General features: G+C 65.1%; 25 protein-coding genes, 1 tRNA gene, 1 pseudogene and 1 riboswitch. Of the genes and pseudogenes, 8 read left to right on the top strand and 19 right to left on the bottom strand.

Features of this window, described 5'->3' with window-relative positions; all coding sequences use genetic code 11:
- Positions 1-89: 89 nt before the first annotated feature.
- The 8 genes and pseudogenes from GGQ98_RS12385 to GGQ98_RS12350 all read left to right on the top strand — a co-directional run.
- Positions 90-1,473: pseudogene (locus GGQ98_RS12385) on the top strand (TraG/VirB4 family ATPase); the annotation flags it as partial.
- Positions 1,470-2,201: a P-type conjugative transfer protein TrbJ gene (trbJ, locus tag GGQ98_RS12380; protein WP_184069954.1), complete on the top strand. Its 732-nt coding sequence runs from the start codon at positions 1,470-1,472 to the stop codon at positions 2,199-2,201. The pseudogene GGQ98_RS12385 and the gene trbJ, both read left to right, overlap by 4 nt.
- Positions 2,202-2,329: 128 nt before the next feature.
- The gene (gene trbL, locus GGQ98_RS12375) at positions 2,330-3,625 is read left to right on the top strand and encodes a P-type conjugative transfer protein TrbL (RefSeq protein ID WP_184069952.1); all 1,296 of its coding nucleotides are present in this window, start codon (positions 2,330-2,332) and stop codon (positions 3,623-3,625) included.
- A 3-nt stretch (positions 3,626-3,628) separates the two neighbouring features.
- The gene (gene trbF / locus GGQ98_RS12370; protein WP_184069950.1) at positions 3,629-4,399 is read left to right on the top strand and encodes a conjugal transfer protein TrbF; all 771 of its coding nucleotides are present in this window, start codon (positions 3,629-3,631) and stop codon (positions 4,397-4,399) included.
- On the top strand, positions 4,396-5,223 hold the full coding sequence (gene trbG / locus GGQ98_RS12365) for a P-type conjugative transfer protein TrbG (protein ID WP_184069947.1): 828 nt from the start codon (positions 4,396-4,398) through the stop codon (positions 5,221-5,223). Before trbF ends, trbG begins: the two co-directional genes overlap by 4 nt.
- 395 nt (positions 5,224-5,618) lie before the next feature.
- Positions 5,619-6,503, top strand: coding sequence for a TraB/TrbI/VirB10 family type IV secretion system protein (locus GGQ98_RS12360; RefSeq protein ID WP_341534206.1), 885 nt, complete (start codon positions 5,619-5,621; stop codon positions 6,501-6,503).
- Entirely contained in the window at positions 6,496-6,720 is a 225-nt protein-coding gene (locus GGQ98_RS12355; protein ID WP_184069943.1) for a DUF2274 domain-containing protein, read from the top strand. Before GGQ98_RS12360 ends, GGQ98_RS12355 begins: the two co-directional genes overlap by 8 nt.
- Before the next feature lie 5 nt (positions 6,721-6,725).
- Entirely contained in the window at positions 6,726-6,947 is a 222-nt protein-coding gene (locus GGQ98_RS12350) for a helix-turn-helix transcriptional regulator (protein WP_184069941.1), read from the top strand.
- 9 nt (positions 6,948-6,956) lie between these two features.
- Here GGQ98_RS12350 and GGQ98_RS18665 read toward each other — a convergent pair whose 3' ends face one another.
- The 19 genes from GGQ98_RS18665 to flgF all read right to left on the bottom strand — a co-directional run bounded on the left by GGQ98_RS18665 (position 6,957) and on the right by flgF (position 24,696).
- The gene (locus tag GGQ98_RS18665; RefSeq protein ID WP_424141358.1) at positions 6,957-7,784 is read right to left on the bottom strand and encodes a tyrosine-type recombinase/integrase; all 828 of its coding nucleotides are present in this window, start codon (positions 7,782-7,784) and stop codon (positions 6,957-6,959) included.
- A complete protein-coding gene (locus tag GGQ98_RS18660; protein ID WP_279380245.1) occupies positions 7,706-8,293 on the bottom strand; it encodes a tyrosine-type recombinase/integrase in 588 nt (195 codons plus the stop codon). Before GGQ98_RS18660 ends, GGQ98_RS18665 begins: the two co-directional genes overlap by 79 nt.
- Positions 8,294-8,460: 167 nt before the next feature.
- Positions 8,461-8,550 (bottom strand) — tRNA-Ser (locus GGQ98_RS12340).
- A gap of 98 nt (positions 8,551-8,648) precedes the next feature.
- Positions 8,649-9,509, bottom strand: a complete 861-nt coding sequence (purU, locus tag GGQ98_RS12335; protein ID WP_184069939.1) for a formyltetrahydrofolate deformylase — start codon at positions 9,507-9,509, stop codon at positions 8,649-8,651.
- A gap of 10 nt (positions 9,510-9,519) precedes the next feature.
- Complete coding sequence (locus tag GGQ98_RS12330; RefSeq protein ID WP_184069937.1) at positions 9,520-10,023, bottom strand: sarcosine oxidase subunit gamma; 504 nt, start codon at positions 10,021-10,023, stop codon at positions 9,520-9,522.
- On the bottom strand, positions 10,016-12,940 hold the full coding sequence (locus GGQ98_RS12325) for a sarcosine oxidase subunit alpha family protein (RefSeq protein ID WP_184069935.1): 2,925 nt from the start codon (positions 12,938-12,940) through the stop codon (positions 10,016-10,018). Before GGQ98_RS12325 ends, GGQ98_RS12330 begins: the two co-directional genes overlap by 8 nt.
- Entirely contained in the window at positions 12,937-13,224 is a 288-nt protein-coding gene (locus tag GGQ98_RS12320) for a sarcosine oxidase subunit delta (protein ID WP_184069933.1), read from the bottom strand. Before GGQ98_RS12320 ends, GGQ98_RS12325 begins: the two co-directional genes overlap by 4 nt.
- Positions 13,225-13,231: 7 nt before the next feature.
- A complete protein-coding gene (locus GGQ98_RS12315) occupies positions 13,232-14,476 on the bottom strand; it encodes a sarcosine oxidase subunit beta family protein (protein WP_184069931.1) in 1,245 nt (414 codons plus the stop codon).
- A gap of 160 nt (positions 14,477-14,636) precedes the next feature.
- The gene (locus GGQ98_RS12310; protein WP_184069929.1) at positions 14,637-15,296 is read right to left on the bottom strand and encodes a TetR/AcrR family transcriptional regulator; all 660 of its coding nucleotides are present in this window, start codon (positions 15,294-15,296) and stop codon (positions 14,637-14,639) included.
- 64 nt (positions 15,297-15,360) lie between these two features.
- Positions 15,361-15,930, bottom strand: coding sequence for a TMEM165/GDT1 family protein (locus tag GGQ98_RS12305; RefSeq protein WP_184069926.1), 570 nt, complete (start codon positions 15,928-15,930; stop codon positions 15,361-15,363).
- Positions 15,931-15,941: 11 nt separating this feature from the next.
- Positions 15,942-16,122, bottom strand: a riboswitch (yybP-ykoY riboswitch).
- Positions 16,123-16,162: 40 nt separating this feature from the next.
- Entirely contained in the window at positions 16,163-17,104 is a 942-nt protein-coding gene (locus GGQ98_RS12300; protein WP_184069924.1) for a flagellar motor protein MotB, read from the bottom strand.
- A complete protein-coding gene (gene motA, locus GGQ98_RS12295; RefSeq protein WP_184069922.1) occupies positions 17,101-17,964 on the bottom strand; it encodes a flagellar motor stator protein MotA in 864 nt (287 codons plus the stop codon). The genes GGQ98_RS12300 and motA overlap by 4 nt, the downstream gene beginning before the upstream one ends.
- A 164-nt stretch (positions 17,965-18,128) precedes the next feature.
- Complete coding sequence (flgL, locus tag GGQ98_RS12290; protein ID WP_184069920.1) at positions 18,129-19,049, bottom strand: flagellar hook-associated protein FlgL; 921 nt, start codon at positions 19,047-19,049, stop codon at positions 18,129-18,131.
- Between the two features lie 17 nt (positions 19,050-19,066).
- Positions 19,067-20,956 (bottom strand): flagellar hook-associated protein FlgK, encoded by a 1,890-nt coding sequence (flgK, locus tag GGQ98_RS12285; protein WP_184069918.1) that lies wholly within the window; start codon positions 20,954-20,956, stop codon positions 19,067-19,069.
- The gene (locus tag GGQ98_RS12280; protein WP_184069916.1) at positions 20,953-21,264 is read right to left on the bottom strand and encodes a rod-binding protein; all 312 of its coding nucleotides are present in this window, start codon (positions 21,262-21,264) and stop codon (positions 20,953-20,955) included. The genes flgK and GGQ98_RS12280 overlap by 4 nt, the downstream gene beginning before the upstream one ends.
- The gene (locus GGQ98_RS12275; RefSeq protein ID WP_184069914.1) at positions 21,261-22,355 is read right to left on the bottom strand and encodes a flagellar basal body P-ring protein FlgI; all 1,095 of its coding nucleotides are present in this window, start codon (positions 22,353-22,355) and stop codon (positions 21,261-21,263) included. The genes GGQ98_RS12280 and GGQ98_RS12275 overlap by 4 nt, the downstream gene beginning before the upstream one ends.
- 14 nt (positions 22,356-22,369) lie before the next feature.
- Complete coding sequence (locus tag GGQ98_RS12270) at positions 22,370-23,029, bottom strand: flagellar basal body L-ring protein FlgH (RefSeq protein WP_184069912.1); 660 nt, start codon at positions 23,027-23,029, stop codon at positions 22,370-22,372.
- Positions 23,030-23,147: 118 nt separating this feature from the next.
- A complete protein-coding gene (flgG, locus tag GGQ98_RS12265; protein ID WP_184069910.1) occupies positions 23,148-23,933 on the bottom strand; it encodes a flagellar basal-body rod protein FlgG in 786 nt (261 codons plus the stop codon).
- 19 nt (positions 23,934-23,952) lie between these two features.
- Complete coding sequence (gene flgF / locus GGQ98_RS12260) at positions 23,953-24,696, bottom strand: flagellar basal-body rod protein FlgF (RefSeq protein ID WP_184069908.1); 744 nt, start codon at positions 24,694-24,696, stop codon at positions 23,953-23,955.
- Position 24,697 lies beyond the last annotated feature (1 nt).

Genomic DNA, 24,697 nt, shown 5'->3' with positions numbered 1-24,697 from the left:
ACCCCATATGAATATGTCTGCAAAATATGGTCCGAGCAGCCAAAACGGTTTATCAGAGAACCGCACCATCAAAACGAGGGACTAAACACATAGGCTTCACCTGCATTCGCGAGGACGTCAATGCCGTGGAAGCCTGGCTCGGATCGCTCCCGGGGCAGGTTTACGCCAATGTCCGGCAACCCCTCGTTCATACGCTCAACCTCGCGCATCTGATGCCGCTGTCGTCGGTGTGGGCGGGACCGGCGCGCAACGCGCATCTGGACGGCCCGCCTTTGCTCTATGCCGAGACCAGCGGGTCGACACCGTTCCGGCTCTCCACCCATGTCGGCGACGTCGGCCACATGCTCGTCGTCGGTCCGACGGGCGCGGGAAAGTCGGTTCTGCTTGCGCTGCTGGCACTGCAGTTCCGCCGCTAACCGGAAAGCGCAGATCTATATCTTCGACAAGGGATATTCCGCGCGCGCCGCCGTGCTCGCGTGTGGAGGCGCGTATCACGCGCTCGGGCTGGGCGGAGGGAGCGAGCACAACGAAGGCGGCGGCGCCGTCACCTTCCAGCCTTTGCGCCGCATCGACCGGACCGGCGAGCGGGTATGGGCGGCGGAATGGATCGGCGCGCTGCTCGCGCACGAAAAGGTACTGGTCACGCCGGAGGTCAAGGAAGCCGTCTGGTCGGCGCTCAGCAATCTCGCGACCGCCCCGATCGAAGAGCGGACGCTCACCGGCCTCTCGCTGCTGCTGCAGTTTGTACAGCTGCGATCGGCACTGGCTCCCTACACGCTCGAAGGGCCGTTCGGACGCCTGCTCGATGCCGCCGAGGACGATTTGCGCGTCGCCGATGTGCAGTGTTTCGAGACAGAAGCCCTGATGGGGCAGGCAGGCGTGGTTGCGCCGGTCCTCACCTATCTCTTTCACCGCCTGGAGGAACGATTCACGGGCAGGCCGACGCTTCTCATTCTTGATGAGGCCTGGATCTTCCTCGATCACCCGCTGTTTGCCGCGCGCATCCGCGAATGGCTGAAAGTGCTCAGGAAGAAAAATGTCAGCGTCGTGTTTGCGACGCAGAGCCTCGCGGACATTGCGGACTCGACCATCGCGCCTGCGATCATCGAGAGCTGCCCGCAGCGTATCCTGCTTCCCAACGACCGCGCGATCGAACCGCAATCCCAGGCAGCTTACGCCCGCTTCGGACTCAACGCGCGCCAGATCGAGCTCGTCAGCCGCGCGGTGCCCAAGCGGCAATATTATCTGCAATCGGCGCGCGGGCACAGGCTGTTCGAGCTCGCCCTGGGGCCGATCGCACTCGCGCTTTGCGGGGCGTCCGATCCTGAAAGCCAGGCACGCATCGACGCGGTGCTGGCCGAATACGGAGGGCGCGATTTTGCCAAGCATTTCCTGCGCGCGTCAGGCCTCGATTGGGCAGCCGACCTGCTCGCTGAATTCACTGAAACAGAAAGCCGAAGGAGTCCCTCATGAGAACAACCATTGTTCGTGCCGCTTTGTCCGCGTCGTTCGTCGCAGCAACAATTGTTGGGGCTGTGGTCGCGGTCGCGCCGGCCTATGCGATCCCGGTCTTCGACAGCACCAACTATGCGCAGAATCTGCTGATCGCGGCGCGCACGCTCAGCCAGATCAACAACCAGATCCTGTCGCTGCAGAACGAAGCGAAGATGCTTCTGAACCAGGGCAAGAACCTCTCGCGGATCGATTTCCCGCAGCTGGATGCACTTCGTGAGCGGCTCGCCGATATCGACGGGCTGATGGGCGAGGCGAAGGGAATCGACTTTCAAATCGATAGCCTCGATGAGCGCTACCGGGAGCTGTTCCCTGACAGCTTCGACAGTGTGTTCAGCCGCGACCAGCGCATCGTCCGTGCGCGCGACCAGCTGGACAGCGCCATGGCGGCGTTCCGGCAGACAATGGATCTTCAGAACCGCATCGTCCTCACTGTAAAGCGTGACGCAGAAGTGCTCGGCGAGATCGCCGGGAAAAGCCAGGACGCGGAAGGCGCGCTGCAGGTCGCCCAGGCGACCAACCAGCTTCTCGCGCTTGGCGCCAAGCAGCAATTGCAGATCCAGCAGATGATGGCCGCCGAGTATCGCAGCCAGGCGATCGAGAAGGCGCGCGCCGGGCAGATCGCGCGCGAAGCGCGCGAATCCACGCGCCGTTTCCTCGGCGACGGCAAGGCGTACACGCGCGATTGAGTTTGGGACGAGGGCAGGGCTGCTTCCCCCAAGCTCCCCCGGCCCGCCCTGGTCCCGTCGCGGGGCTCGGCAGATGTGCCGGCTGTCACCGCTGCCGGCCCCGCGGCACCATCAGGAGATGTGCAAACGTGGATGATCTAAGCGTCATTGATGGGTTCCTGGAGGCGTTCATCGCCTACATCGACAGCGGCTTCGGGCTGCTCGGCGGAGATGTCGGGTTCCTGACCTCAATCCTCATCGGCATCGACATCACGCTTGCCGGCCTCTTCTGGGCTCTGGGCGGCGAAGACAATGTCATCGGAAAATTTCTTGGCAAGATCCTCTACATCGGTGTCTTCGCGCTCATCATCAACAGTTTCTCCGTGCTCTCGGACATCATCTTTCATTCGTTCGCCGGCCTCGGCCTTACCGCAGGCGGCGGCACGATCACTCCGGACGACCTGCTGCACCCCGGGCATCTTGCCGGCACGGGCTTCGAGGCGGCGGCGCCGCTGCTTGCGCAGGCCGCAGACCTCGTCGGGCCGGTCGCGTTCTTCGAGAACTTCGTCGAAATCGCGGTGCTGATGATCGCCTGGATCATCGTCATCGCCGCCTTCTTCATCCTCGCAATCCAGCTCTTCGTCACCATCCTCGAGTTCAAGCTGACCAGCCTTGCGGGGTTCATCCTCGTGCCCTTCGCGCTCTGGACCCGGACGGCGTTCCTCGCCGAGCGCGTGCTCGGCCATGTCGTGAGTTCGGGCGTCAAGGTGATGGTGCTCGCCGTCATTGTCGGCATCGGTTCGGGCTATTTTGCGGATTTCACGGGCGCGCTCACCGGCGATACCGTCAATATCGAACAGGCGATGTCGCTGATGCTCGCAAGCCTTGCGATGTTCGGTCTCGCGATCTTCGGTCCGGGCATCGCGTCAGGGCTTGTTGCAGGCGCCCCACAGCTTGGTGCGGGTTCAGCGATCACGACGACGGCGCTTGCCGCCGGCGGTCTTGCTGCGGGCGGCGCGGGCGCTGTCGCGGGCGCGCGCGGCGTGGCGAGCGCCGGTCTCGGCGCTGTCCGTGCGGGTACGTCCATGGGCGCAGCGGCGCACGCTTCCTACAGGCTCGGCCAGGAAACGTCTGGCGCAAGTACCGTTCGCGCGGGTCTCGGCGGTGTCGGCACGGCGCTCAAAGGTGGGGCACTCCAAGGCGCCGACAATGCGCTCGGCCTCAGGTCCGCAGTGGCGGAGGGCAGAACGGCGGCATGGCAAGCCGGCGCGGGCCTATCGCGTCCGCCGGCAAACTCTCAATCCGCCGAGCCCATGCCCGCCTGGGCGCAGAAGCTTCAGAGCGCGCAGTCCGCCCGCCACCGGCGTCAGATGGCGATCCACGCGATCCGAGATGGCGACCGCGGCGGCGGCGGGATCACGCCGGACATCAAGGAAAGGGACTGAGCCATGCGATTCAGACGTGCTGTTCAGCGTTACGGCAAGACACCCGAGCCGGAGACGCCGTACCAGAGGGCGGGACAACTCTGGGACGACCGGATCGGTGCCGCGCGTGTCCAGGCGCGCAGCTGGCGATGGATGGCGTTCGGCGGACTATTTCTCACCGCAGGCCTGTCCGCCGCGCTCGTCTGGCAATCGCTGCAGAGCCGTATCGTTCCCTACGTGGTCGAGGTCGACCGGGTCGGCGAGGCGCGCAGCGTCGCGCCTGCGGCGGCCGACTTCGATCCCACCGATCCCCAGATCGCCTGGCACCTCGGGCGTTTCATCAGCAATGTCCGCAGCCGGTCACTCGACTCGGTGCTGATGCGCGAAAATTGGCTCTCGGCCTATGACTTCGCAGGCGAGCGCGCGGTGCGCTTCCTTGGCGAATACGCCCGCGACGCAAGTCCGTTCGCCGAGGTCGGACGCCGCACCGTGTCGGTGCAGGTGACGAGCATCGTCCGCGCGTCAGACGACAGCTTCCGCGTCAACTGGACCGAGAGCGAATATGAGAGGGGCAGCCTTGCCGGCACCTCGCAGTGGACGGCGATGGTCACAGTCAGGATCCAAACGCCCCGCTCCGCCGAGGTGTTGCGCAAGAATCCTCTCGGTCTCTACGTCGAGGCAATCGACTGGAGCCGCGAACTCGACGCCGGGGATCTTCGCGAAGCACGCCCGACCGCAACGCATCCGGCGGTCTCCGCAGACCATGACATGCTCGATGAAAGGAGTGCCCGATGATCCGTACGTTCATTGCGTCGGCGAGCCTTATGGTGCTCGCCGGACCTGTCGCCGCCGAACCTGCTGCCCACGTCAAGGCGGCGAACGCGGCGGCACTCCGTGAACCCTCGCGCGCCGGTTACGTCGATGCCGTGCAAGTCTATCCCTATAGCGAAGGCGCGCTCTACCGACTCTATGCCGCGCCCGAGCGCGTCACCGACATCGCGTTGCAGCCGGGAGAAACCATCACGTCCGTTGCCGCCGGCGACACCGTGCGCTGGACCGTGGGCGACACCACGAGCGGAAACGGCGAGGCGAAGCGCGCGCACATCCTTGTGAAGCCGTTCAGCGCAGGGCTTTCCACCAATCTCGTCATCACCACCGACCGCCGCGTCTACCGTCTGCAACTCGCGAGCACCGCCGCGACAAGCATGGCGGCGATCAGCTGGACGTATCCTGCCGATGCGCTGCTCGCGATCAAGCGCAGGCAGGAGCAGACGGAAGCGGCAAAGCCCGCGGCTGCAGGCATTGCGGTCGAACACCTCAATTTCGATTATGTCATTACCGGCGACAACCCGGCATGGCGGCCGCTCCGCGCGTTCGACGATGGGCGGCAAACCTTTGTCGCGTTTTCACCCGATATTGCCGTCGGCGAGGCGCCGCCGCTGTTCGTGCTTGGTCCAGACGGCGATGCGCAGCTCGTCAACTACCGCGTCTCCGGCCTTTATTATATCGTCGATCGGCTCTTCGGCGCCGCCGAACTCCGTCTGGGCGAGAAGACGCAGCAGATCGTGCGCATCACGCGCACCGAATCCGGGCGACGTAAAGACCGGAGGGCGTCGTGACCGAAGGTGACAATACAAAGGCTGCTCCCGCCGAGGCCGCTCCAACCAAGGCCGCTCCAACCAGGTCCGCTCCGCCGAAGGCTGATCCCGAGGCTTTGGCCCTACGCGCACGTCCAGTGCGTGTGACCCGGTTTCGGCGCGGCGTGGTCATCGCCGTGGCCGCTGTCGGTTCAACGGCTATCGTTGGTGTGGCCTGGTTTGCGCTCAAACCGTCGTCGCTCGAGTTCTCCTCGGAGCGTGAGTGGCCGGAACGTGTCGCAAAGGCACCTGTCGATGCGCTCGCGGGTGCGCCCACAAGCTACGCCGATGTGCCGGAACTTGGCGAGCCGTTGCCCGGTGACCTTGGGAGGCCCATTCTTAATCGGCGGCGTGAACTGGGAATGACATCTCCGGAAATGACCGATGAGGCAGCAAGAGCCGCCGCGCAGAAGGCTGAGGCCGAGCGTCAGCGCCTGGAGGCCGAGGAACGCGCGGCACGCATTTCGAGCGTCATGCTGCAGACGGGGCGCTCAGCTACGCTCAATGCGACTATGCCCAGCCTGGCGGTAGCGGCTGGGGACGGCGGCGGAGGGGCTCCGGAGGATAATAGCCTGGCGCCGGATACTGCTCGCGATCCGAGCGGTCAGCAGCGCAAGAACGCCCTTGTCGGGCGCGCGGACAATGGCGACGACATCAACCCGCACACGTTGGTACAGCCCGTCTCGCCCTGGACGCTCCATGCCGGCAGCATCATATCGGCGAGCCTGATCACCGGCCTGAACTCTGACCTCCCCGGTTTTGTGACGGCGCAGGTCACCGAGAATGTTTACGACAGCGTGACCGGGCGGACCTTGCTCATCCCGCAGGGATCGAGGCTCATCGGCAGCTACGACAGTGTCGTTGCGTTCGGGCAGAGCCGCGCGCTCGTCGTATGGCAGCGCATCATCCTGCCGGACGGGGCCTCGATCCGGATCGACAACGTGCCGGGCACGGATACCGAGGGCTATGCCGGGCTGTCGGATCGGATCGACCGACATACGTGGCAGCTGCTGAAGGGTGTCGCGCTTTCGACGCTGCTCGGGGTCGGAACGGAACTCGGCTGGGGCAGCAGCGAAAGCGACCTTGTCCGCGCGATCCGTGACTCCACGCAGCAGGCGGGAAGCCGGGCAGGGGACGAGCTTGTCCGGCAGAGCCTCGACGTGCAGCCGACCTTGCGTGTGCGGCCGGGCTGGCCGCTCCGTGTGGTTCTTCACAAGGATCTGATATTGCGAGAATGGAAGCCGGGAGGTGTTCATGGCTGATCTTGCGCTACCGAAACTGCCGGATCGGACACCTGTTAAGATCACGATCGTCATCACGCCCGAGCTGCGGCAGACGTTGGAGGATTATGCGGCGGTGTATCAAAATGCCTACGGCGTTGATGAACCCATCACTGAACTCATTCCTCAGATGTTGACCCACTTCTTGTCGAAAGACCGGGCGTTCAATCGCGCGCGCGCCGGGCGGGTGCGATCCTAGTCGTCATGACTGAATCCGAGACCAAGCCCGACCGCCTCCTGCGGCTCAAAGAGGTGAGCCGCAGGGTCGGCCTCGGGAAGACGATGATCTACAACTTGATCGGTCAGGGCAGGTTTCCAGCGCCTTACAAGCTTACTCCCGCCGCAGCCCGCTGGAGTGAGCAGGAAATTGTTGCCTGGATCGGGCTCGTAAAAGACGGGTTTGAGGGCAAGAAACGCCGCGTCTGACCGTTTGAGCTAGCCCGACAGGAACGGAAAGCGGAAATCGGCAGGAACGGGACCGGGTATTCTCCTACGTGAATGGGCTCCGATATCCCGGGCAGGACGCTCCAGGAGAACGATCGGAGAGGGAAGCTGGGCTGAGAGCATGTCGGCCCAAATCTGTGACAATTCCCGTCGTCTCGGCAAATAGGCGGCCCGATTATAAGCGGACTCAATCTTTTCCTTGGGAACATGCGCCAGCATGAGATCGATGATCTTGCGATCATGTTCCTTTCCGTGCTGCTCGGCCCACTCGTTCATAATGGTCGAAAAGGCTGCGCGAAATCCGTGAGGCACGTGGCGCCCGTGATAACCGGCGCGGTTGAGCAAATAGCCGATGGCGTTCTCGCTCATCGGATGGTGGGCATGGCGGGAACTGGGGAACACAAGCGTGCCCGCACCGGTCAGTGGCCATATTGCCCTAAGAACGGCTACCGACTGATGTGCCAGCGGTACGAGGTGATCGCCGCCGATTTCTTCCTTTCGGTCCTGACCACCTTTCATACGGGCAGCAGGAATCCGCCAGAGCGGGTTCTTCCCGTCCAGGTCTTCAAACTCGATCCAGCGGGCGCCTCTGATCTCATTCGGACGCACGGCCGTGAGCGCAATAAATCGCAAAGCGAGGCGTGTGATCGGACGCGCATGATCTTCTTCAGCGGCATTGAGCATGCGTTGCAGCTCGGCAAGGTCGGTAATGGCCGGCTGACGACCTTTCCGGAGCGGTTTCAGGACGACGCCAAGCCGTTCCGATGGATCATGCTGCGCAAGTCCCTGGGCGATCGCATAGACGAAGGCGGCGGATATGCGTTGCCGTACGCGTTTCGCCGTCTCCAGGGCGCCCCGACCCTCGATCGTGCGCGCAAGACGTCAAGGACGAGCGGTGCGGGTATTTCTGAGACCGGGAGCGGACCAAGGACGGGGAAGACGTCTCGCTCCAGGCTGCGGAGAACGTCGTCAGCATGCACGCGGGCCCACTGCGCTTTGGTAACTTCATGCCACTTTCTGGCGATACGCTCGAACGTGTTTTGGGCAGCCGCCAGATTCTCGTGAATCAGGAGCTTCTTGGCAATGACGGGATCTTTCCCCTGGGCAAGAATCGCGCGCGCTTCATCCCGCTTCTCGCGGGCTTCAAGCAGGCTGACCACGGGGTAGGCGCCGAACGCCATGGTCTTTTGCTTGCCGCCGAACTGGTAGCTCCAGCGCCAGAGCTTTCCACCCGAAGGCGTGACGAGAAGATAAAGTCGATTGCTGTCGGTGAGCTTGTACGCGTTCGCGCGCGGCTTTGCCGCCCGCAGTTTTGCGTCACTTAGCATGGTCTACCTCCGTACCACGTTTTCCTCGCGCCCGTACCACGTTTCGTACCACGCTCCGGGTCGGAGGCGTGCGAACGGCTACGGTTCGATCGACTCGCTAAGTATTCGATTTCAGAGGAAAATTCGCAATCCTGGTGGACTGCTACGGTGTGCTACGGAAGGGGGTCTGGCGGAGAGGGTGGGATTCGAACCCACGGTACGGTTGCCCGCACAACGGTTTTCGAGACCGTCCCAATCGACCACTCTGGCACCTCTCCGCACCGGGCGGCGCTGTCCCGGAGGCAAGCGCTGGATCGACGAAAGGGGGCTATAGGCGAGGTGTCGGTGTCTTGCCAAGCCTGCAAATGCCCGGATTTCAGATCAATACGACAGTTTGGTTGCCGTTGCCCAGAATTCGGTGCTCCGCGTGCCAGCGGACGGCGCGGGAAAGGACGGAGGCTTCGACTTCGCGGCCGATCGCGACCATCTCGTCTGCGGTGGTGGCATGGGTCACGCGGCGGACGTCCTGCTCGATGATCGGCCCTTCGTCGAGGTCTGCGGTGACGTAGTGTGCCGTGGCGCCGATCAGCTTCACCCCGCGGGTTTTCGCCTGATGATAGGGTTTCGCGCCCTTGAAGCTCGGCAGGAAGCTGTGGTGGATGTTGATGCAGCGTCCGTCGAGCCTTTCGGCGAAGTTGTCCGAGAGGATCTGCATGTAGCGTGCGAGCACGGTGAGTTCGGCGCCGCTTTCCTCGATGATCTCAAGGAAGCGCCGTTCCTGCGCGGCCTTGTCGGTGCGGTCGACGGGGAGGTGATGGTAGGGGATGCCGTGCCATTCGACGCGGCTGCGTTCCTGCTCGTGGTTCGAGACGACCGAGACGATGCGTATGGGGAGGGCGCCGATTTCCACCTTGTGCAGGAGGTCGACGAGGCAGTGGTTGAACTTCGAGACGGCGATGAGGACGGGCATCGGTTCCGCGATGTCGTGAACCTCCCAATCCAGCTGCAATGCCGCGACGGCGGGGGCGATCTGCCGGGGCAGGTCTGCGATTTTGGCGCGATCGCTTGCGAGTTCCATGCGCGTGAAGAAGGTGGCTGTGTCCGGATCGCCGTAGATGGTGGCTTCGCGGATATCCCAGCCGTTTTCGGTGAGGAGCGGCGTCAGGCCGGCGAGAATGCCGGGTTGGTCGGGAGAGCGGAAGCGGAGCACGCAGCGCGCGCGGCTTGGTACGTTCATGGTGGTCTTCCTAGGAAAGCAGATGACGCAGGTGGCTCGCGTAGCTCTGGTCGACGATCAGGAGGAACGCGGGGGCCTCGCCGGTGCGTGCGATGAAGACGCCGATGTCGGCGAGACGCGTGCGTACCGCTGCGCCGGTCGGCAAGCGTTCCGGGCGCAGATCGAGCGGGGTGAAGGCGGCAAGCCAATCGCGGCCCTCCGGCCCTTCGAGCCGCAGCGCGGTGCGCCCGTGCGTCAGATCGATTGCGAGAACGGTTGCATCCTCGATGCCTTCGGCGCGCCTCATCGCCTCGGTGACGCTCTCGCCGCTGCCGGTCAGCAGCCACTCGCCGGGCGCGATCGCGGCGAGGGCGATATCGTCGTTGCCGGTGAAGCGGTTCGGCGCGGGCGTATCGATACCGAGCGCGGCGGCCAGCCGGCCGGGCACGTCCGCGCCGCCTGTGATGTGGATTTTCGCGACGGCGAGGCCTGTATCGAAACGGCACCAGCCGGGCATGTCGGGCGCATCAGGCATCGAGCCGGGCTCCTTCCGGGTCAAGGCGGCAGAGCGCGGTGATGCGGGCTTCGCGCCACTGCCCGAGATCGAGGATGCGCACGCGCTCGCCCATGCGTTCCTGCCCGCGTTCGACGAGCGCGAGCGCGAGCGGCGTCTCCAGCGTGGGCGACCAGGTGCTCGATGTCACCCAGCCCTGGCTCGGCTGCGACGGCGCAGGCGTTTCGGGAAACACATGCGCGCCTACAACGAGGGGCGCCGGTTTGCCGTCGGTCACTTCGAGCCCGACGAGGCTGCGCCGATCATCCCGCATCCCGTCGGGACGGAGCGCGGAGCGGCGGCCGACGAAATCCTGTTTCTTCTTCTGCATGATGCCGCCGAAGCCGACGTCCTGCGGCAGAGTCGTGCCGTCGGTGTCGGAGCCGACGTGCAGGAAGCCTTTTTCGATGCGCAGCGTCATCAAGGTCTCGACACCGAAGGGTGTCAGCCCGTGGGGCTTTCCGGCTTCGACCAGCAGCGTCCAGAGGCGCTGCGCTTCGCGCCACGGAACGGCGATCTCGTAGGAAAGCTCCCCCGAGAAGCTGACGCGCATGATACGCGTGGGGATACCGGCCAGATGCCCGGAGCGCGCGGTCATGTGCGGGAAGGCCGCGCCGGAGATATCCATGTCGGGCTCAAGCGCGGCAAGGATATCGCGCGCCCTGGGGCCGGCGATGTTGGCGACCGCCCAGCACGTGGTGACGTCTTCGACGAGCACCTGCATCTGCGTCCATTCGCATTGCAGCCACTCGCGGAACGCCTCGGTCACCGCTGCGGCATGGCCGCTGGTCGTGCCGACGAGGAAGTGATCGTCGCTGAACCGCGTGACGACACCGTCGTCGAACACGATGCCGTTTTCCGACAGCATGATCGCATAGCGGCAGCGCCCGACCTTCAGCGTGCTGATCGTGTTCACGTAAAGCCGATCGAGGAACGCGGCGGCGTCGGGGCCTTTCACCTCCACCTTGCCGAGCGGCGAGGCTTCGAAGATCCCCGCGCCGCTGCGGATGGCCAGCACTTCGCGGCGAACGGCATCGGCTTCCGTCTCGCCCGGCTGCGGATAGGCGGCGGGGCGCATCCAGCCGCCATATTCGTCGAGGAGGGCGCCTTGCGCGACGTGCCAGTCGTGAAGCGCGAGAAAGCGGCGCGCGCGCAGCCCTTCGCCGACGCGGTGGCCCGCGAGCACGCCGAAGGGGATAGGATCATAAGGCGGGCGGAACTTGGTGGTGCCGATCGCGTCCATCGGCTTGTCGATGAGCGTGCCGAGAATGCCGATACCGCTGACGTTCGATGTCTTGCCCTGGTCGGACGCCATGCCAAGCGTGGTGTACCGCTTCAGGTGCTCGACGGACCGGAAGTTCTCGCGCGCCGCGAGCGCAACATCTCCGGCGGTCACGTCGTTCTGGAAATCGACCCAGGCTTCGGGGTGCGGCTCTCCGGTTTCGGAAATCGACCAAAGCGCCGGGATCGGGGATACCGTGCGGGGCGCGTCGCTTCCGCGCGCGGAAGCGAGCGTGCCCTCGATCGCGAAATCGCCGGCCGCAGCGCCCACGCTCCGGTCTGCGGCGGCGACAGGAACGAAGCTGTGGAGATCGGTATCGAGCGCCAGACGTCCTCCGCCCTGCGAGTGGAGATGGACGGCGGGGTTCCAGCCGCCCGAGACGAGCAGCGTGTCGCAGCGCAGCGTCTGCGTGGCGCCCTCGATACGGCCTGTGCCGGTCACGCGGCCGATCCGCACGCCGCGCAGGGTCCGTCCGCCGATCGCGGCTGCGGGCGCCATGCCGGTGTGGACGGCGATGCCAAGGACGCGGGCATGGTCGGTCAGCGCTGAAGGCGGAACCGGGCGTGCATCGACGATGCCCACGATGTTCGCTCCGGCGTCCGCCAGATCGAATGCCGCCTGCCACGCGCTGTCGTTGTTGGCGGCGACGACGATCGCCTGCCCGGCAACGACGCCGTAGCGATGCAGATAGGCGCGCGCCGCGCCCGCCAGCAGCACGCCGGGGCGGTCGTTGCCCGGAAACACGAGTGGGCGTTCGAAGGCGCCGGTCGCCAGAATCAGCGCATCGGCGCGCACGCGCCACAGCCGCTGGCGTGGCCCGCTGCGTGCAGCGAGCGGCAGATGATCGGTCAGCCGCTCGCACAGCGCAACCATGCCGTGATCGTAATGTCCCGTGGCGAGCGTGCGCGTTTTCAGCGTGACGTTCGGCATGGCGGCGAGCGCGCGGAGCGCATCGTCGATCCAGATCCGCGCGGGCTTGCCTTCCACCACGTCGGCGGTTCCGGCGAGCCTGCCGCCCCAGTGCGCGCCGCCCGTGACCAGCATCACCGATTTGCCCGACTGCCCTGCATGCAGCGCGGCGGCAAGACCGGCGATGCCGCCGCCCACGACGAGAACGTCGGTATGCGCGGACGCCTGTGCGTACACATCGGTATCGGGCAGCCGGGGCGACTTGCCCAGGCCCGCCGCCTTGCGGATCGAGGGTTCGAACAGAAGCCAGTTCGGCCACATGAAGGTTTTGTAGTAGAACGCGGCGGGAATGAAGCGTTTGACGAGCCCGTTCACCGCAAGCAGATCGAAGCCGAGACGCGGCCACGCGTTCACCGGATCGGCGTTCAGCCCGTCGTAAAGCTCCACATAGGGGGCCTTGAGATTGGGGATCGTCTGCGCGCCGCGTTCCAGCTGAACGATGAAATTGGGTTCGTCGAGGCCCGCTGCGATCAGCCCGCGCGGCCGGTGGTATTTGAAGCTGCGCCCCACCATACGCACGCCGCTCGCGAGCAGGGCGGAGGCGAGCGTGTCGCCCGCGAAGCCCGCGTAGCTTTTGCCTTCCCAGATGAAATTCACGGCGCGGCTGCGATCGATATCGCCGCCTGCCGCGAGGCGGTAGCCGCTCATGCCTCGCTCTCCAGCGCCGGGCGGGGATCGGTCATGCCGTAGACCGCGAGGACACGGTGCGAAACGGTATCGCGCGCGATGTTGAACCAGAGCCCGCAGCCGAAGCGGTGGTGCCAGCGCTCGAAGCCCAGACCCTTCGCATTGTCGCGGTAGAACATGTATTGCGCCCAGGCTTCGTCATCAGTCGTCGCCGGATCGGTGGGGCGGACGATCGGGCTTTCACCGCCGCAGCGGAATTCGTTTTCGGCGCGAGGGCCACACCAGGGACATTCGATCAGCAGCATAAGGGCCTCAGTGGGCAATGCCGGAGGCGGACGCTTCATCGATGAGCGCGCCGGTCCGGAAACGGTCGAGGGAGAAAGCCGCGGCGAGCGTGTGCGCTTCGCCCGTTGCCATATGGTGGGCAAAACAGAAGCCGCCGGCGGGAATCGCCTTGAAGCCGCCGGTGCCCCATCCGCAATTGAGGTACAGGCCCTTCACCGGGCTTTCGCCGAGGATGGGCGTGGAATCGTGGACGACATCGACGATGCCCGCCCATTGCCGCAGCAGGCGCACGCGCGAGAATTGCGGGAACAGATCGATAAGCCCTGCCGCCGTGGATTCGAGCACGGGCAGGCTGCCGCGCTGGGCATAGGATGGGAACAGATCGAGCGCGCTTCCCACGACGATCTCGCCCTTGTCGGACTGACTGAGATAGGTGCCGGTGGACGGTGCCAGCACGACGGTGTCGAGCACCGGCTTCATCGGTTCCGATACGAACGCCTGCAGCGCGTAGGACGTGATCGGCAGGCGGAAACCCGCGCGGCGCGCCATCACGCTGCTGTGCCCGGCAACCGCGATGCCCACGCGATCGGCGGCGATATCGCCGAGCGTTGTCTGAACGCCCGCGATGCGGCCTTCGCGGATATCGAAGCCGGTGACTTCGCAGTTCTGGATGATATCGACGCCGAGGGCATCGGCGGCGCGCGCATAGCCCCAGGCGACGGCGTCGTGGCGGGCGGTGCCGCCGCGCGGCTGGTTGAGACCGGCGAGGATCGGGAAGCGCGGGGAGGGGTTCAGGCCGGGGATACGGCGCAGGACTTCATCGGCCTCGTGATACTCGGCGTCGGCGCCGTTGATTTGCATCGCATTTACCGAACGGCGCAGCATCTCCACACCGTGGCGGTCGTGCGCGAAGCTCCACATGCCGCGCTGCGAGAACATGATGTTGTAATTGAGTTCGCGCGACAGGTTTTCGTAGAGCGAAAGCGAGAAATCGTAGAAGCGCGCGCTTTCGGGGAAGAAATAGTTGGACCGGATCACGGTGGTGTTGCGCCCCGTGTTGCCGCCGCCGATCCAGCCCCGCTCGATCACCGCGATGTCGCGCAGGCCATGCTTGCTCGCGAGATAATACGCCGTCGCAAGCCCGTGCCCGCCGCCGCCGATAATGACGGCCTGATAGCGCTTTTTGGGTTTCGCGTCCCGCCAGGCCGGGGTCCATGTCCGCTGCCCGGAGAGACCTGCGCGCAGCAGCGACCACGCCGAATATCGTGTCACTCGCCCGTTCCCTGCCTTTCGATTCCCGCACTCTCTTTCAAACAATAATAGATACACTAGTGTTTGGAAGCAAGCCTGCGAAATGCGGCAGGGACAAAAGATTTTTCGTTCCGGGAAGCTCTGCTTCCCGGATCACGATACAGGCTTGCACTGTGGCAGGTCAGCCTGCGGCCTTGCGCCCCTTGCGCTTGGGGGCGGGCATCTCGCGGACCAGATCGTCGAGCTTTTTGAGCAGGTTCGCCCCGGCCTCGTGTCCGGTCAGGACGCGGTAGTAGAGCGGCACCAGACGAAGCCGCTCGGCGGTCGGCTCCCGAAAGCCGAGCGCGTAATAGCCGATCTGGTGGAAATGCGTGATCCGCGCCCGGACGAGGCTTTCGTCCGCGTCGAAACCGCTCTTTTCGAAGAGTTCCTGCAGCAGGGCGATCCATGCGGCATCGGAGCGCTCCACGGCCTCGGCGACATCGGTGCTCTTGCGCGCCCAGGCCCTTACGGCAACGTCGAACGAGGGGAAGGCGGGATCGGATTCCAGCCAGCTCGCCACGACCTCGGTGAGATCGGGCGCGTTTTTCGCCCAGCGCGCGCGAATCTGGGCGATCTCGTAGTAATTGCGGGCTTCCCAGTCGGTCAGCAGCGTATCCAGAAGGTCGCGGCGATGCTGGAAATGCCAGTAGAAACTGCCGCGCGTGACGCGCATCTGCTTGGCCAGCCGATCGACCTTCACATCGTCCACGCCGCGCTCAACGAGTGTCTTGCGCGCGCTTGCGACCCAGTCTTCTCGGGTGAAACGGCGCGTCGCGGGCGCCTTAGGCTTAGCAGTCATGGGCCAGAGCGATGCGCGCTGACGCCCGGATTGTCCAGTGCTTCCTTGCAGACGCGACCGCGTATCATACCCAGCCCGCCGTCTGCGCCGTCACCCACAGGCCGATCACGAGAAACAGCAGCGCGGCGGCGATATGAACGGCACGCATCGGCACGCGGCGGATCAGCGCATCGCCGAGGAAGACGGCGGGTATGTTTGCGATCATCATGCCAAGTGTGGTGCCGATCGTCACCGGAATCACGTTCTCGAAACGCGCGCCGAGCGCGACTGTGGCGATCTGCGTCTTGTCGCCCATCTCGACGAGGAAGAAGGCAAACAGCGTCGTGAGGAAGGCGCCGAAACGCGCGGGCTTGTCCTCCACGCCGTCGAGCGTGTCGGGAATGAGCGTCCAGATCGCCATGGCGATGAACGACGCGCCGACTGCATAGCGGAACCATACGCCTTCAAGGATCGAAGCGACCTGGCTGCCCACGAGCGCGGCAAGGAAATGGTTGGCGATCGTGGCGACGAAGATGCCCGCGATGATCGGCCACGGACGCTTGAATCGGGCGGCAAGGACGATGGCGAGCAGCTGGGTCTTGTCGCCGATTTCGGCGAGGGCGACCACGGCGGTCGAGACGAGCAGGGCTTCCAAGGAGCATCTCCGGGGTCGGGCAGTGCGAAAATCCAACGACATCGCTTCCCCCGCCCGACCGGACAAGGAAACGATGTCATTGGTCTCGCCCGAACGGTGATCCCGTTCCCCTCGCACCATGGCCTCTCGACCAAGTATGTTGACGCGAAGGCCCGTCCGAAGACGGCTGGCTACTCCCCAGATGACAGGGCGCTGCTACCCCGGTTTGCGCCAGGACGCAAGCCGGTTCGCCTTACTGGGCGGTGGGCGCGGCTGCAGCCGGGGTCGGCGTGCGGTAGAGCAGGGTCACGCTGATGCGCCGGTTGCGCGGATCGTAGGGATTGGCGCTGTTGAAAGGCTCGCGGTCGGCGACGCCTTCGAGGCGCGAAAAGCGCGTCGGATCGACGCCGCTCGCAGCAAGCGCGGCGCGCGTGGCTTCGGCGCGCTGGGCGGAAAGCACCCAGTTGTTCATGCCGCCGGGCGCTGCGCCGAGCGAACCGCCCGCAAACGGAAGGCTGTCGGTGTGGCCGCGCATCGCGATCGGGTTCGGCATCGTCTGCACAGCCGACGAGACGGCGCGCACGAGATCCTGCGCCTGCCGGGACATTCGGTCGGTGCCGAGCGCGAACATGGCGAAATCGGCCTCGTCGAGGATATCGATGCGCAGCCCCTCCGGCGTGACCGAGAGGCGGAGCTGATCGCGGAGCTGGGCGAGGTTCCGGTCGCTTGCCATGCGCTTTTCCAAGGCCTCGGCAGCCGCTTCGAAGCGCGCGACGTCTTCCTTGCGCAGCTGGTCCGCCTGCGCGCGCTCCTCGGGCGTCGGCGGGGCGACGCGCGCGAAGCTGGTGACGGGCATCAGGCGCTGCGAACCCTTGGGCGTGGCGTTGGGCGCATTGCCGTCGGGCGACATCATGGCGCGGCCGCCCATCACGCCGTTCGATCCGCCCGCCTTGGTGTGCTGGACGAGCGTGGGCGAGAAATAGTCGGCGATGCCCTTGCGCTGATCCTCGTTGGTGGCGCCGACGATCCACAGCAGAAGGAAGAACGCCATCATCGCGGTCACGAAGTCGGCATAGGCCACCTTCCACGCGCCGCCGTGGTGGCCGGCATGCGCTTCGATGGTGATCTTCTTGATGATGATCGGCGGCGGGACTTCCGCAGCGGCGACGAGCGGCTTGATCGGTACTGCGCTCATCGGGCGCGAAGCCCGTCGAACACTTCGGCGAAGCCGGGCTGGTTCTTGCTGCTGATGCTGGTGCGCGCCGCCTCGATCACCATCGCGGGGGCGTTGCCGTGCAGCGACGAGATGATGATCGCCTTGGCGACGTGATAGATTTCGCCGTCTTCCTCGAGGATCTGTTCAAGCCGGTTCGAAATCGGCGACACGATTCCGTAAGCGAGGAACACGCCGAGGAAGGTGCCGACAAGTGCCGCACCGATCATGCCGCCCAGAATTGCGGGCGGCTGGTCGATCGATCCCATGGTCTTGATGACGCCGAGAACGGCGGCGACGATGCCGAGCGCGGGCAGCGCGTCGCCGGTGGTCTGAAGCACCTTCACCGGCTTTATCGCGCTGTGGTGGTGCGTCTTCAGCGCGTTGTCCATGATCTCTTCGACCGCATGGACGTTGAGCGTACCCGAGGAGACGACCACAAGGCGGATCGCGTCGGCCATGAAATCGATGAGGAAGTGATCCTTCAGCAGCTTGGGATACTCCTGAAAGATGCTGCTCGATTTGGGATCTTCGATATGGGCTTCCATGGCGACCGGACCGTCGGTCTTCATGGTCTTCATGAGTTTCGACGTCAGAAAGATCGTGTCCAGATAGTCCTTGCGGTTGTAGCTCGGCCCCTTGAAGACCTTGGCGATACCGCCGCCGACGGCTTTCAGGATGCCGAAGTTGTTGCCGATCAGAAGCGCGCCCACCGCCGAGCCGCCGATGATGATCATTTCGTGCGGAATCGCGTTGAGAACCGGCTGGAGGTTGCCGCCCGCGAGCGCGAACCCGCCGAAGACCATCGCAAAAAGGACAACAAGGCCGATTGCCGCAAACATCTAACGCATAACTCCATGGCCGGCGGGCACTGCCGGACTTCCGCGATGCCGCGCGCCCATCAGGCTTAACGACATAAATTCACGGGCATTTAGGCATCCAAAGATTGAGAAAGACTTCCCCGGATGCTTATTTGTTGCAGTGCAGCACATAATTTCCGGGCGCCTCACAGGTAGCTGAACAGCGAGAGTTTCTTGATCTGGGCGAAACTCTGCTGCGAGGCGTCGAGCAAGGTCATCGCGCTCTTCAGCTCGACGATCGCAGCGGCGACATCCAGGCTTTCGATACTGCTCTTCGCGGTCGTCAGAGTCACTTCGAGCGACGTCAGCCGGTCGGTTTCCGTCTCGATCTGCGCCATGCGCGATCCGAAGGTCGCGCGCTGGTCGGCCAGGCGATCGACGCCCGCGCTCATGTCGCTGAGCGCCTTGTCCATGCCGCTTTGCAGCGCCGCGGCATCGAGGCCGGGCGTGTCGAGCACAGCCTTGAATTCGCTGAGCGAGGCCAGGATCGTCTGGCGTCCGCCGCTGGTTTCGATGGACAGCATGTCGAGCCCGCTGACACTCGATGCGATCGCAACGTCGCTGCTCACCGGCACCTTCGGCGGTTGGCCGCTGCCCTGCCAGACGATGGCGCCGCTGCCGTCGACCGCGAAGGGTGCGGTGCTCACCGCTGCGCCGGAGAACAGATAGTTGCCGGAGGCGTCGCGGGTGTTGGAAAGCGACAGCATCTGATCGAGGATCTGGCCGAGTTCGGTGCTGATGTTCTTGCGGTCGGTGTCGGTCAGCGTGCCGTTTGCCGCCTGAATGGCAAGTTCCTTGGCGCGCACCATCTGGTTCGACATCGATTCCGCAGCGCTGTCGGCGAGCGAAAGCTGGGTCGTCACCGTGTCCATGTTGCGGATGAACTGCTGGTTGTTGTCGATGCTGCGCTGCAGGTCGGCGATGCGGCTCGATCCCAGCGGATCGTCGGCGGGATCGAGAACGCGCTTGCCCGATGCGATCTGCGCCTCCAGGCGGGATATCGTCGATTGCAGCGAGCCCATGCGGCTGATCTGCGACTGGAAAGACTGGAAAGTGCCAACGCGCATGTTTCGGTTTCCCGTGCTCACCGGATGTCGAGGATGGTCTGGAAGATCTCGCGGGCGGCGGCGATGATCTTCGCGGAGGCCTGATAGGCCTGCTGGAAACGGATGAGGTCGGCGGCTTCCTCGTCAAGGTTGACGGCGGAGGCGGAATCGCGTGCCTCCAGCGCCTTGTCGCGCACCGCTTTCGTTGCGGAGGCCAGCGCCTGGGTGTCGTTGAGGCTGGTTGCGACCCGCGTGACCTCACGCGTGTAGCGGCTTTCGAAACCGGGATTGCCGAGGCGCGTGTCGATCATCCGCTGCATGTTGGCGTTGTCGGCCATGCCTGCGGTGGTGGGGGCGACGACGAAGCTGTCGCCTTCCTGCGCGGCGCCCGAAATCTGCACGTCGAAGCCGTTCACCGGAATCCATGCGCCGGGCGTCCAGGGTCCGCTCGCCAGCACCGTCGGCGGATCGGCGATGTCCGTCGTGTCGATGATCTCGTAGGTGTTTCCCGCGCCCATGCGGATCGTGAAGCTCGCCGGAATGGGGGCGGGCAGGGCGGCTGCGGCGGGATTGCTGCGTACCGCGACCGTGCCGGTGCCCTGATTGGCGGCCGCGATATTCGCCGACCACGGCGCGGCGGCTGCGATTTCGGCGCCGTCGGAAACGAGGACACGCATGCCCGCCGCGCCCGTGATGCCTTCCAGATTGAACCAGTCGCCGCCCTTGGGCGCGCCGCCGAGTTCGAGATGGATGCCGTCGAGGTCGAGCGAGCCGGTGCCGCTGATCGAGGCGCTGCCGTCGTTTCGCGAGAGCGTCCACTGGCTGGTGCCGCCGTCGTAGCGCAGCTCGTAACCGCCCGCGAATACCAGCGATTCGTCCGTCACCTCCATCTGGATGGTGGCCTGCCCGGTGTTGGTGCGCGAAGGCGTCGCCGCCAGCGAGCTGGCCGCGAACAGATCGCCGCCGGGGACACCGTTCAGATCGACGCCCTGGCCGTGCGCGGCGTTGACGCTGGTGACGAACTGCTGCGCCAGCGTGTCGATGGCGCGGCTGCTGTCGGCGTTCTGCGTGTAGGCGTCGGCGAGACCGGCGAGCACGCCGCTCGACGGCACTGCGATCAGTCCGGAATTGCCGAACGGATCAAGCGTCAGCTGGATGCGCCCGTTCGCTTCGGTTGCGCCGAGCAGCTTGGGGCCCATCTGATCGAGCAGCATCGGCCCGTTCGAATTGTCGAGGCGAACATCGACGGTGCCGTCGGCGCGCGTGGTCACGTCGATCCTGGTCAGCGATGCGAGTTCGTTCAGCAGCCGGTCGCGTTCGTCGGCGATGCTCGCGGCCTGCGATGTGCCGGCGGCTGTGCGCCGCATCGAAGCATTCAGAGTCGAAAGCGAATTCGTGATGTCGTTGATGCGGCCGACGGTCTGGTCGACATCCTGCTTGATGCCGATCCGCACATTGTCGAAGGATTGCGCAAGCCCCCGGAACTGCGCCGCGACTTCGCCCGCCGCCGCGACGAATGCATCGCGCGCCGACAGCGAGGTGGGGTCGGCGGCAACGTCCTGCGCGGCGTTGTAAAACGCCGTCATGCGTCCCGACAGGCCCTGCGTGTCGGTGTTCAGGAAGGACTGGATTTCGCTCAGCCAGTACTGGCGCGCCTCGGCGCGGGCATAGTCGCCGCCGGCGAGGCGCGCGTCTTCCGCCAGGAAGGCATCATAGGCGCGCGCGATGCTGCTGACGTTGACGCCGTTGCCCGCGGCTGTCTGCCGGATCAGCGGATAGCCGCTGCCTGCAGAGGGATTTTCGGTGATGACGGCGGTGCGCCGCGAATAGCCGGCGACATTGGCGTTGGCGATGTTTTCACCGACAACATCGAGCGCGGTCTGGTAGGCGCGGACGCCCGAGGCGCCAAGCGCGAGAAGGTCACTCATTTCGGTTCGCTTCCTTTTGCCTGCCGCCCGCGTTCAAGGAACGTGGTTAGCGCTTCGGCGATGCCGAGCGGGCTGTGCTTGGCCATCTCGCCGGAGAGTTGGCGATCCTGCATCTCGCGGAAGGTGTTCAGCGCATCGCTCTGGATCAGGCCGCCGTCGGGGGCCGCCTGCCGCGCCTGCTTCAGCATCAGGTTCACGAACACCGCCTCGAACTGCTGCGCGGCCTTGTCGAGGTTCGCGCGCGAGTTCTGCCGGCTGTCGTCGACTGCCGCCGTGCCGCTATTCTGGATGCCGCCGATGCCGCTCATATCACGATCAGCTCCGCCTTGAGCGCGCCGGCCTGTTTCAGGGCTTCGAGGATCGCGACAAGGTCGCCGGGCGTGGCGCCGAGCGCGTTCACCGCCGTGACGATGTCGTCGAGCGCGACGCCGGGATTGAACAGGAACATGTGCGCGCCGCCCTGCTCGACCTCGATGCCGCTGTCGGGCGTCACGGTCGTTTGGCCGCGCGAGAAGGGGCCGGGCTGGCTGACCTGCGGGTTTTCCGTCACCCTCACGACCATGCTGCCGTGGCTGACGGCGGCGGGCGAGACGCGGACGTTCGCACCGATTACGACGGTGCCGGTGCGCGAATTGATGACGACGCGCGCCGCAGGCGATGCGGGCTGCACTTCGATATTCTCGATGATCGAGACGAGGCTGATGCGCTGGTCGGCCTGCATCGGCGCCGTCACTTCAATGGAAACCGCGTCGAGAGCCGAAGCGGTGCCTGCGCCGAGCGTCCGGTTGATGGCGTCGGACACGCGCTGCGTCGTCGTGAAATCGGCTTCGCGAAGATTGAGCACGAGGCTCGGAGAGGTCGCGAAAGGCGTATCCACCATGCGCTCCACGCTGGCGCCCTGCGGGATGCGGCCGGTGGAGGGCACGTTCACCGTGACCTTCGATCCGTCCTGCCCCTCGACACCGAGACCGCCGACAGCAAGGCTGCCCTGCGACATCGCATAGACCTCGCCGTCCGCACCGACGAGCGGGGTGAGCAGCAGGTTGCCGCCGCGAAGCGACTTCGCTTTGCCGATGGCGGAAACCGTCACATCGATCTTCTGGCCGGGCTTGGCGAAGGGCGGCAGCTCGGCCGTCACCATCACGGCGGCGGCGTTCTTCAGGCTGGCCTTGACGCCCGGCGGGATCACCACGCCGAAGCGCGCGATGGCGCTGCGCATGCTCTGGATCGTGTATTCGAGATTGTCGTCGCCGGTGCCGTTCAGGCCCACGACGATGCCGTAGCCGACGAGTTGGTTCGACCGGATCCCGGCGAAATCGCCCAGATCCTTGACACGCTCCGCCGAAGCCGGCGCGGCGAGGCCAAGAACGATGGCGAAGGCGAGAAGCAAGCGGCGCATGAGCGTCCTTTGGGTCAGAAGGGTGAAATCGCGGTGAAGAAGCGCTGCAGCCAGCCCATGCGGGTCTGCTGTGCGAGTTCGCCGGTGCCGGAGTAAGCGATGCGGGCATCGGCGACGCGCGTGGAGGCGACGCGGTTTTCCGGCGTCACGTCCTGCGGGCGCACGATGCCTGATATCTGCAGATACTCCTCGCCGCGGTTGAGCTTGATGAGCTTCTGGCCGCGCACCAGCATGGTGCCGTTGGTGTAGACCTGCGCCACCGTCACGGTCATCTCGCCGGTCAGCTGGTTGGATTGCGCGGCGGAACCCTGGCCTGAAAAGCTCTGTCCGCTGCCGCCCGAAAGCAGCCCGCTCGGCACCCACGAGAAGGGCTTCGCGTCCGGCAGCGTCAGCGCCATGTCGCTGTTGCGCGCGCTGGCGCTCGATACCGATTTCGCGGCCTGCGTCTTCTCGACGAGCACGATGGTCAGCACATCGCCGACGCGACGCGCGCGATTGTCCTCGACCAGGCTCGCAAAGCGCCCGGCCTGATAGATCGCGCCCGTCGCCTGCACCGGCTTTACCGGCTCCGGCGCATGGCTTGCCGCGAATTCCGCCATCGGCCGCTCGTATGGCGCGGCGCAAGCTGCGGTGGCGGCAAGCAGCGACAGCGCCGCGAGCCTGTGCATCTTCATTCCGGTCAGGCTGAGCCGAAAAGGGTGGCTTTTGAGAACCGGAGCGCAGCGGACATCAGGTCCGTGAGCACCGGAAGCGCAGAAAGCCGCCCTTTGCAGGCCAGCCTCACCGGAATGCCTAAAGGTTCTGCGTGACATATTGCATCATCCCGTCGACGGTTGAGATCACCTTCGAGTTCACCTCGTAGGCGCGCTGGGTCTCGATCATGTTGACCATTTCCTCGACCATGTTGACGTTCGAGGTTTCCAGCATGTTCTGGTTGATTTCGCCGAGGCCATCGACGCCCGGCGTACCGAGCAGCGGCGCGCCGCTCGATGCGGTTTCGGCGAACAGGTTGTCGCCCATCGGCTGGAGGCCGGCGGGATTGAGGAAGTTCACCGTCTGCACCTGGCCGATCTGGCTGGGCAGCGTGTCACCGGCGTTGACGATGCTCACCGTGCCGTCCTTGCCGATGGTCAGCGACCGCGCGCCTTCGGGAATGTTGATGTCGGGCTGCAAGGCGTAGCCGTCGTTGGTGACGAGCAGGCCCTCCGCGCTCACCGTGAACGATCCGTCGCGCGTGTACTGGATGGTGCCGTCCGGCTTCAGAACCTGGAAGAAGCCTGCGCCGTTGATCGCCATGTCGGTGGGGTTGTCGGTGGATTGCATCGAACCCTGCGTGTTGATGCGCTCGGTGCCCACAACGCGCACGCCCGTGCCGATGTTGAGGCCGGTGGCGTACTGCGTCGATTGCTCGCTGTTGGCGCCTGCCTGCCGGTAATTCTGGTACATCAGGCTCTGGAATTCGGCGCGGTCGCGCTTGAAGCCCGTCGTGTTGACGTTGGCGAGGTTGTTGGAGATGACCCGCATGCGCATGTCCTGCGCGTCGAGGCCGCTCCGTGCGGTGTGCAGTGCCGAACTCATCTGCCGGGCTCCTTCTTTTCTATTCCAGACGCAGCAGCGATGTGCTGCTCATGTCCATGTCGCGAACGCTGGTCACGAGCTGCACCTGCACCTCGTACGCGCGCGCCTGCTCGATCATGTCGACCATCGAGGCCATCATGTTGACGTTCGATCCTTCAAGCCCGCCGGTCTGCAGACGGGCCGTATCGTCCTGCGCGATCTCGCCGCCATTTGCGGCGCGCATCAGGTTGTCGAGGCCCTTCTTCAGTTCGTCCGCCTCGGGGGAGACCAGCTTGATGCGGCCGATCTCGGACATTTCGTTCAGCTGCCCGCCCTGCGGCCGGATGCTGATCGTGCCGTCGGCGCCGATTTCCACCGTGTTCGCGGGCGGCACCGTGATCGGCCCGCCTTCGCCGACGACCGCAAGGCCGTCGCCGGTCTCGAGCACGCCCGTTGCGCTGATGCGCAGGTCGCCGCGCCGCGTGTAGGCTTCGGTGCCGTCGGGCGCGAGGACCGCCATCATCGCGTCGCCGTCGAGCGCGATGTCGAGCGAACGGCCGGTCTGGTTGATCGTGCCGGGTGCCTGATCGGCGGAAAGCGTGCCTTCCGCCGCCTGGATGCGGCTTGCGAACGACTGTCCGCCGACAAGATACCGGCTCTGCGCCTCGCTGACGTCGCGCTTGAAGCCGATCGTGCTGGCGTTGGCGATGTTGTGCGCCGTCACGTCCTGCGCAGACATTGCGCTGCGCAGGCCGGAGAGGGCGGTGTAAACGAGGCGGTCCATG

This window comes from Sphingosinicella soli (assembly GCF_014199685.1).
Taxonomy (GTDB): domain Bacteria; phylum Pseudomonadota; class Alphaproteobacteria; order Sphingomonadales; family Sphingomonadaceae; genus Sphingosinicella; species Sphingosinicella soli.
The sequence above is the reverse complement of the archived record's forward strand: the minus strand, read 5'-3'. Positions and strand labels throughout refer to the sequence as shown.

Coding starts and splice junctions, on each gene's coding strand:
- GGQ98_RS12350 (WP_184069941.1), top strand. CDS start 6,726: ATGACTGAATCCGAGACCAAGCCCGACCGCCTCCTGCGGCTCAAAGAG.
- trbF (WP_184069950.1), top strand. CDS start 3,629: ATGCGATTCAGACGTGCTGTTCAGCGTTACGGCAAGACACCCGAGCCG.
- GGQ98_RS12275 (WP_184069914.1), bottom strand. CDS start 22,355: ATGCGCCGCTTGCTTCTCGCCTTCGCCATCGTTCTTGGCCTCGCCGCG.
- GGQ98_RS12270 (WP_184069912.1), bottom strand. CDS start 23,029: ATGAAGATGCACAGGCTCGCGGCGCTGTCGCTGCTTGCCGCCACCGCA.
- flgK (WP_184069918.1), bottom strand. CDS start 20,956: ATGAGTGACCTTCTCGCGCTTGGCGCCTCGGGCGTCCGCGCCTACCAG.
- flgL (WP_184069920.1), bottom strand. CDS start 19,049: ATGCGCGTTGGCACTTTCCAGTCTTTCCAGTCGCAGATCAGCCGCATG.
- trbG (WP_184069947.1), top strand. CDS start 4,396: ATGATCCGTACGTTCATTGCGTCGGCGAGCCTTATGGTGCTCGCCGGA.
- GGQ98_RS12330 (WP_184069937.1), bottom strand. CDS start 10,023: ATGCCTGATGCGCCCGACATGCCCGGCTGGTGCCGTTTCGATACAGGC.
- GGQ98_RS12310 (WP_184069929.1), bottom strand. CDS start 15,296: ATGACTGCTAAGCCTAAGGCGCCCGCGACGCGCCGTTTCACCCGAGAA.
- GGQ98_RS18660 (WP_279380245.1), bottom strand. CDS start 8,293: ATGCTAAGTGACGCAAAACTGCGGGCGGCAAAGCCGCGCGCGAACGCG.
- motA (WP_184069922.1), bottom strand. CDS start 17,964: ATGTTTGCGGCAATCGGCCTTGTTGTCCTTTTTGCGATGGTCTTCGGC.
- GGQ98_RS12325 (WP_184069935.1), bottom strand. CDS start 12,940: ATGAGCGGCTACCGCCTCGCGGCAGGCGGCGATATCGATCGCAGCCGC.
- GGQ98_RS12355 (WP_184069943.1), top strand. CDS start 6,496: ATGGCTGATCTTGCGCTACCGAAACTGCCGGATCGGACACCTGTTAAG.
- GGQ98_RS12300 (WP_184069924.1), bottom strand. CDS start 17,104: ATGAGCGCAGTACCGATCAAGCCGCTCGTCGCCGCTGCGGAAGTCCCG.
- GGQ98_RS12320 (WP_184069933.1), bottom strand. CDS start 13,224: ATGCTGCTGATCGAATGTCCCTGGTGTGGCCCTCGCGCCGAAAACGAA.
- purU (WP_184069939.1), bottom strand. CDS start 9,509: ATGAACGTACCAAGCCGCGCGCGCTGCGTGCTCCGCTTCCGCTCTCCC.
- trbJ (WP_184069954.1), top strand. CDS start 1,470: ATGAGAACAACCATTGTTCGTGCCGCTTTGTCCGCGTCGTTCGTCGCA.
- GGQ98_RS12360 (WP_341534206.1), top strand. CDS start 5,619: ATGACCGATGAGGCAGCAAGAGCCGCCGCGCAGAAGGCTGAGGCCGAG.
- GGQ98_RS12280 (WP_184069916.1), bottom strand. CDS start 21,264: ATGAGCGGCATCGGCGGCATCCAGAATAGCGGCACGGCGGCAGTCGAC.
- flgF (WP_184069908.1), bottom strand. CDS start 24,696: ATGGACCGCCTCGTTTACACCGCCCTCTCCGGCCTGCGCAGCGCAATG.
- flgG (WP_184069910.1), bottom strand. CDS start 23,933: ATGAGTTCGGCACTGCACACCGCACGGAGCGGCCTCGACGCGCAGGAC.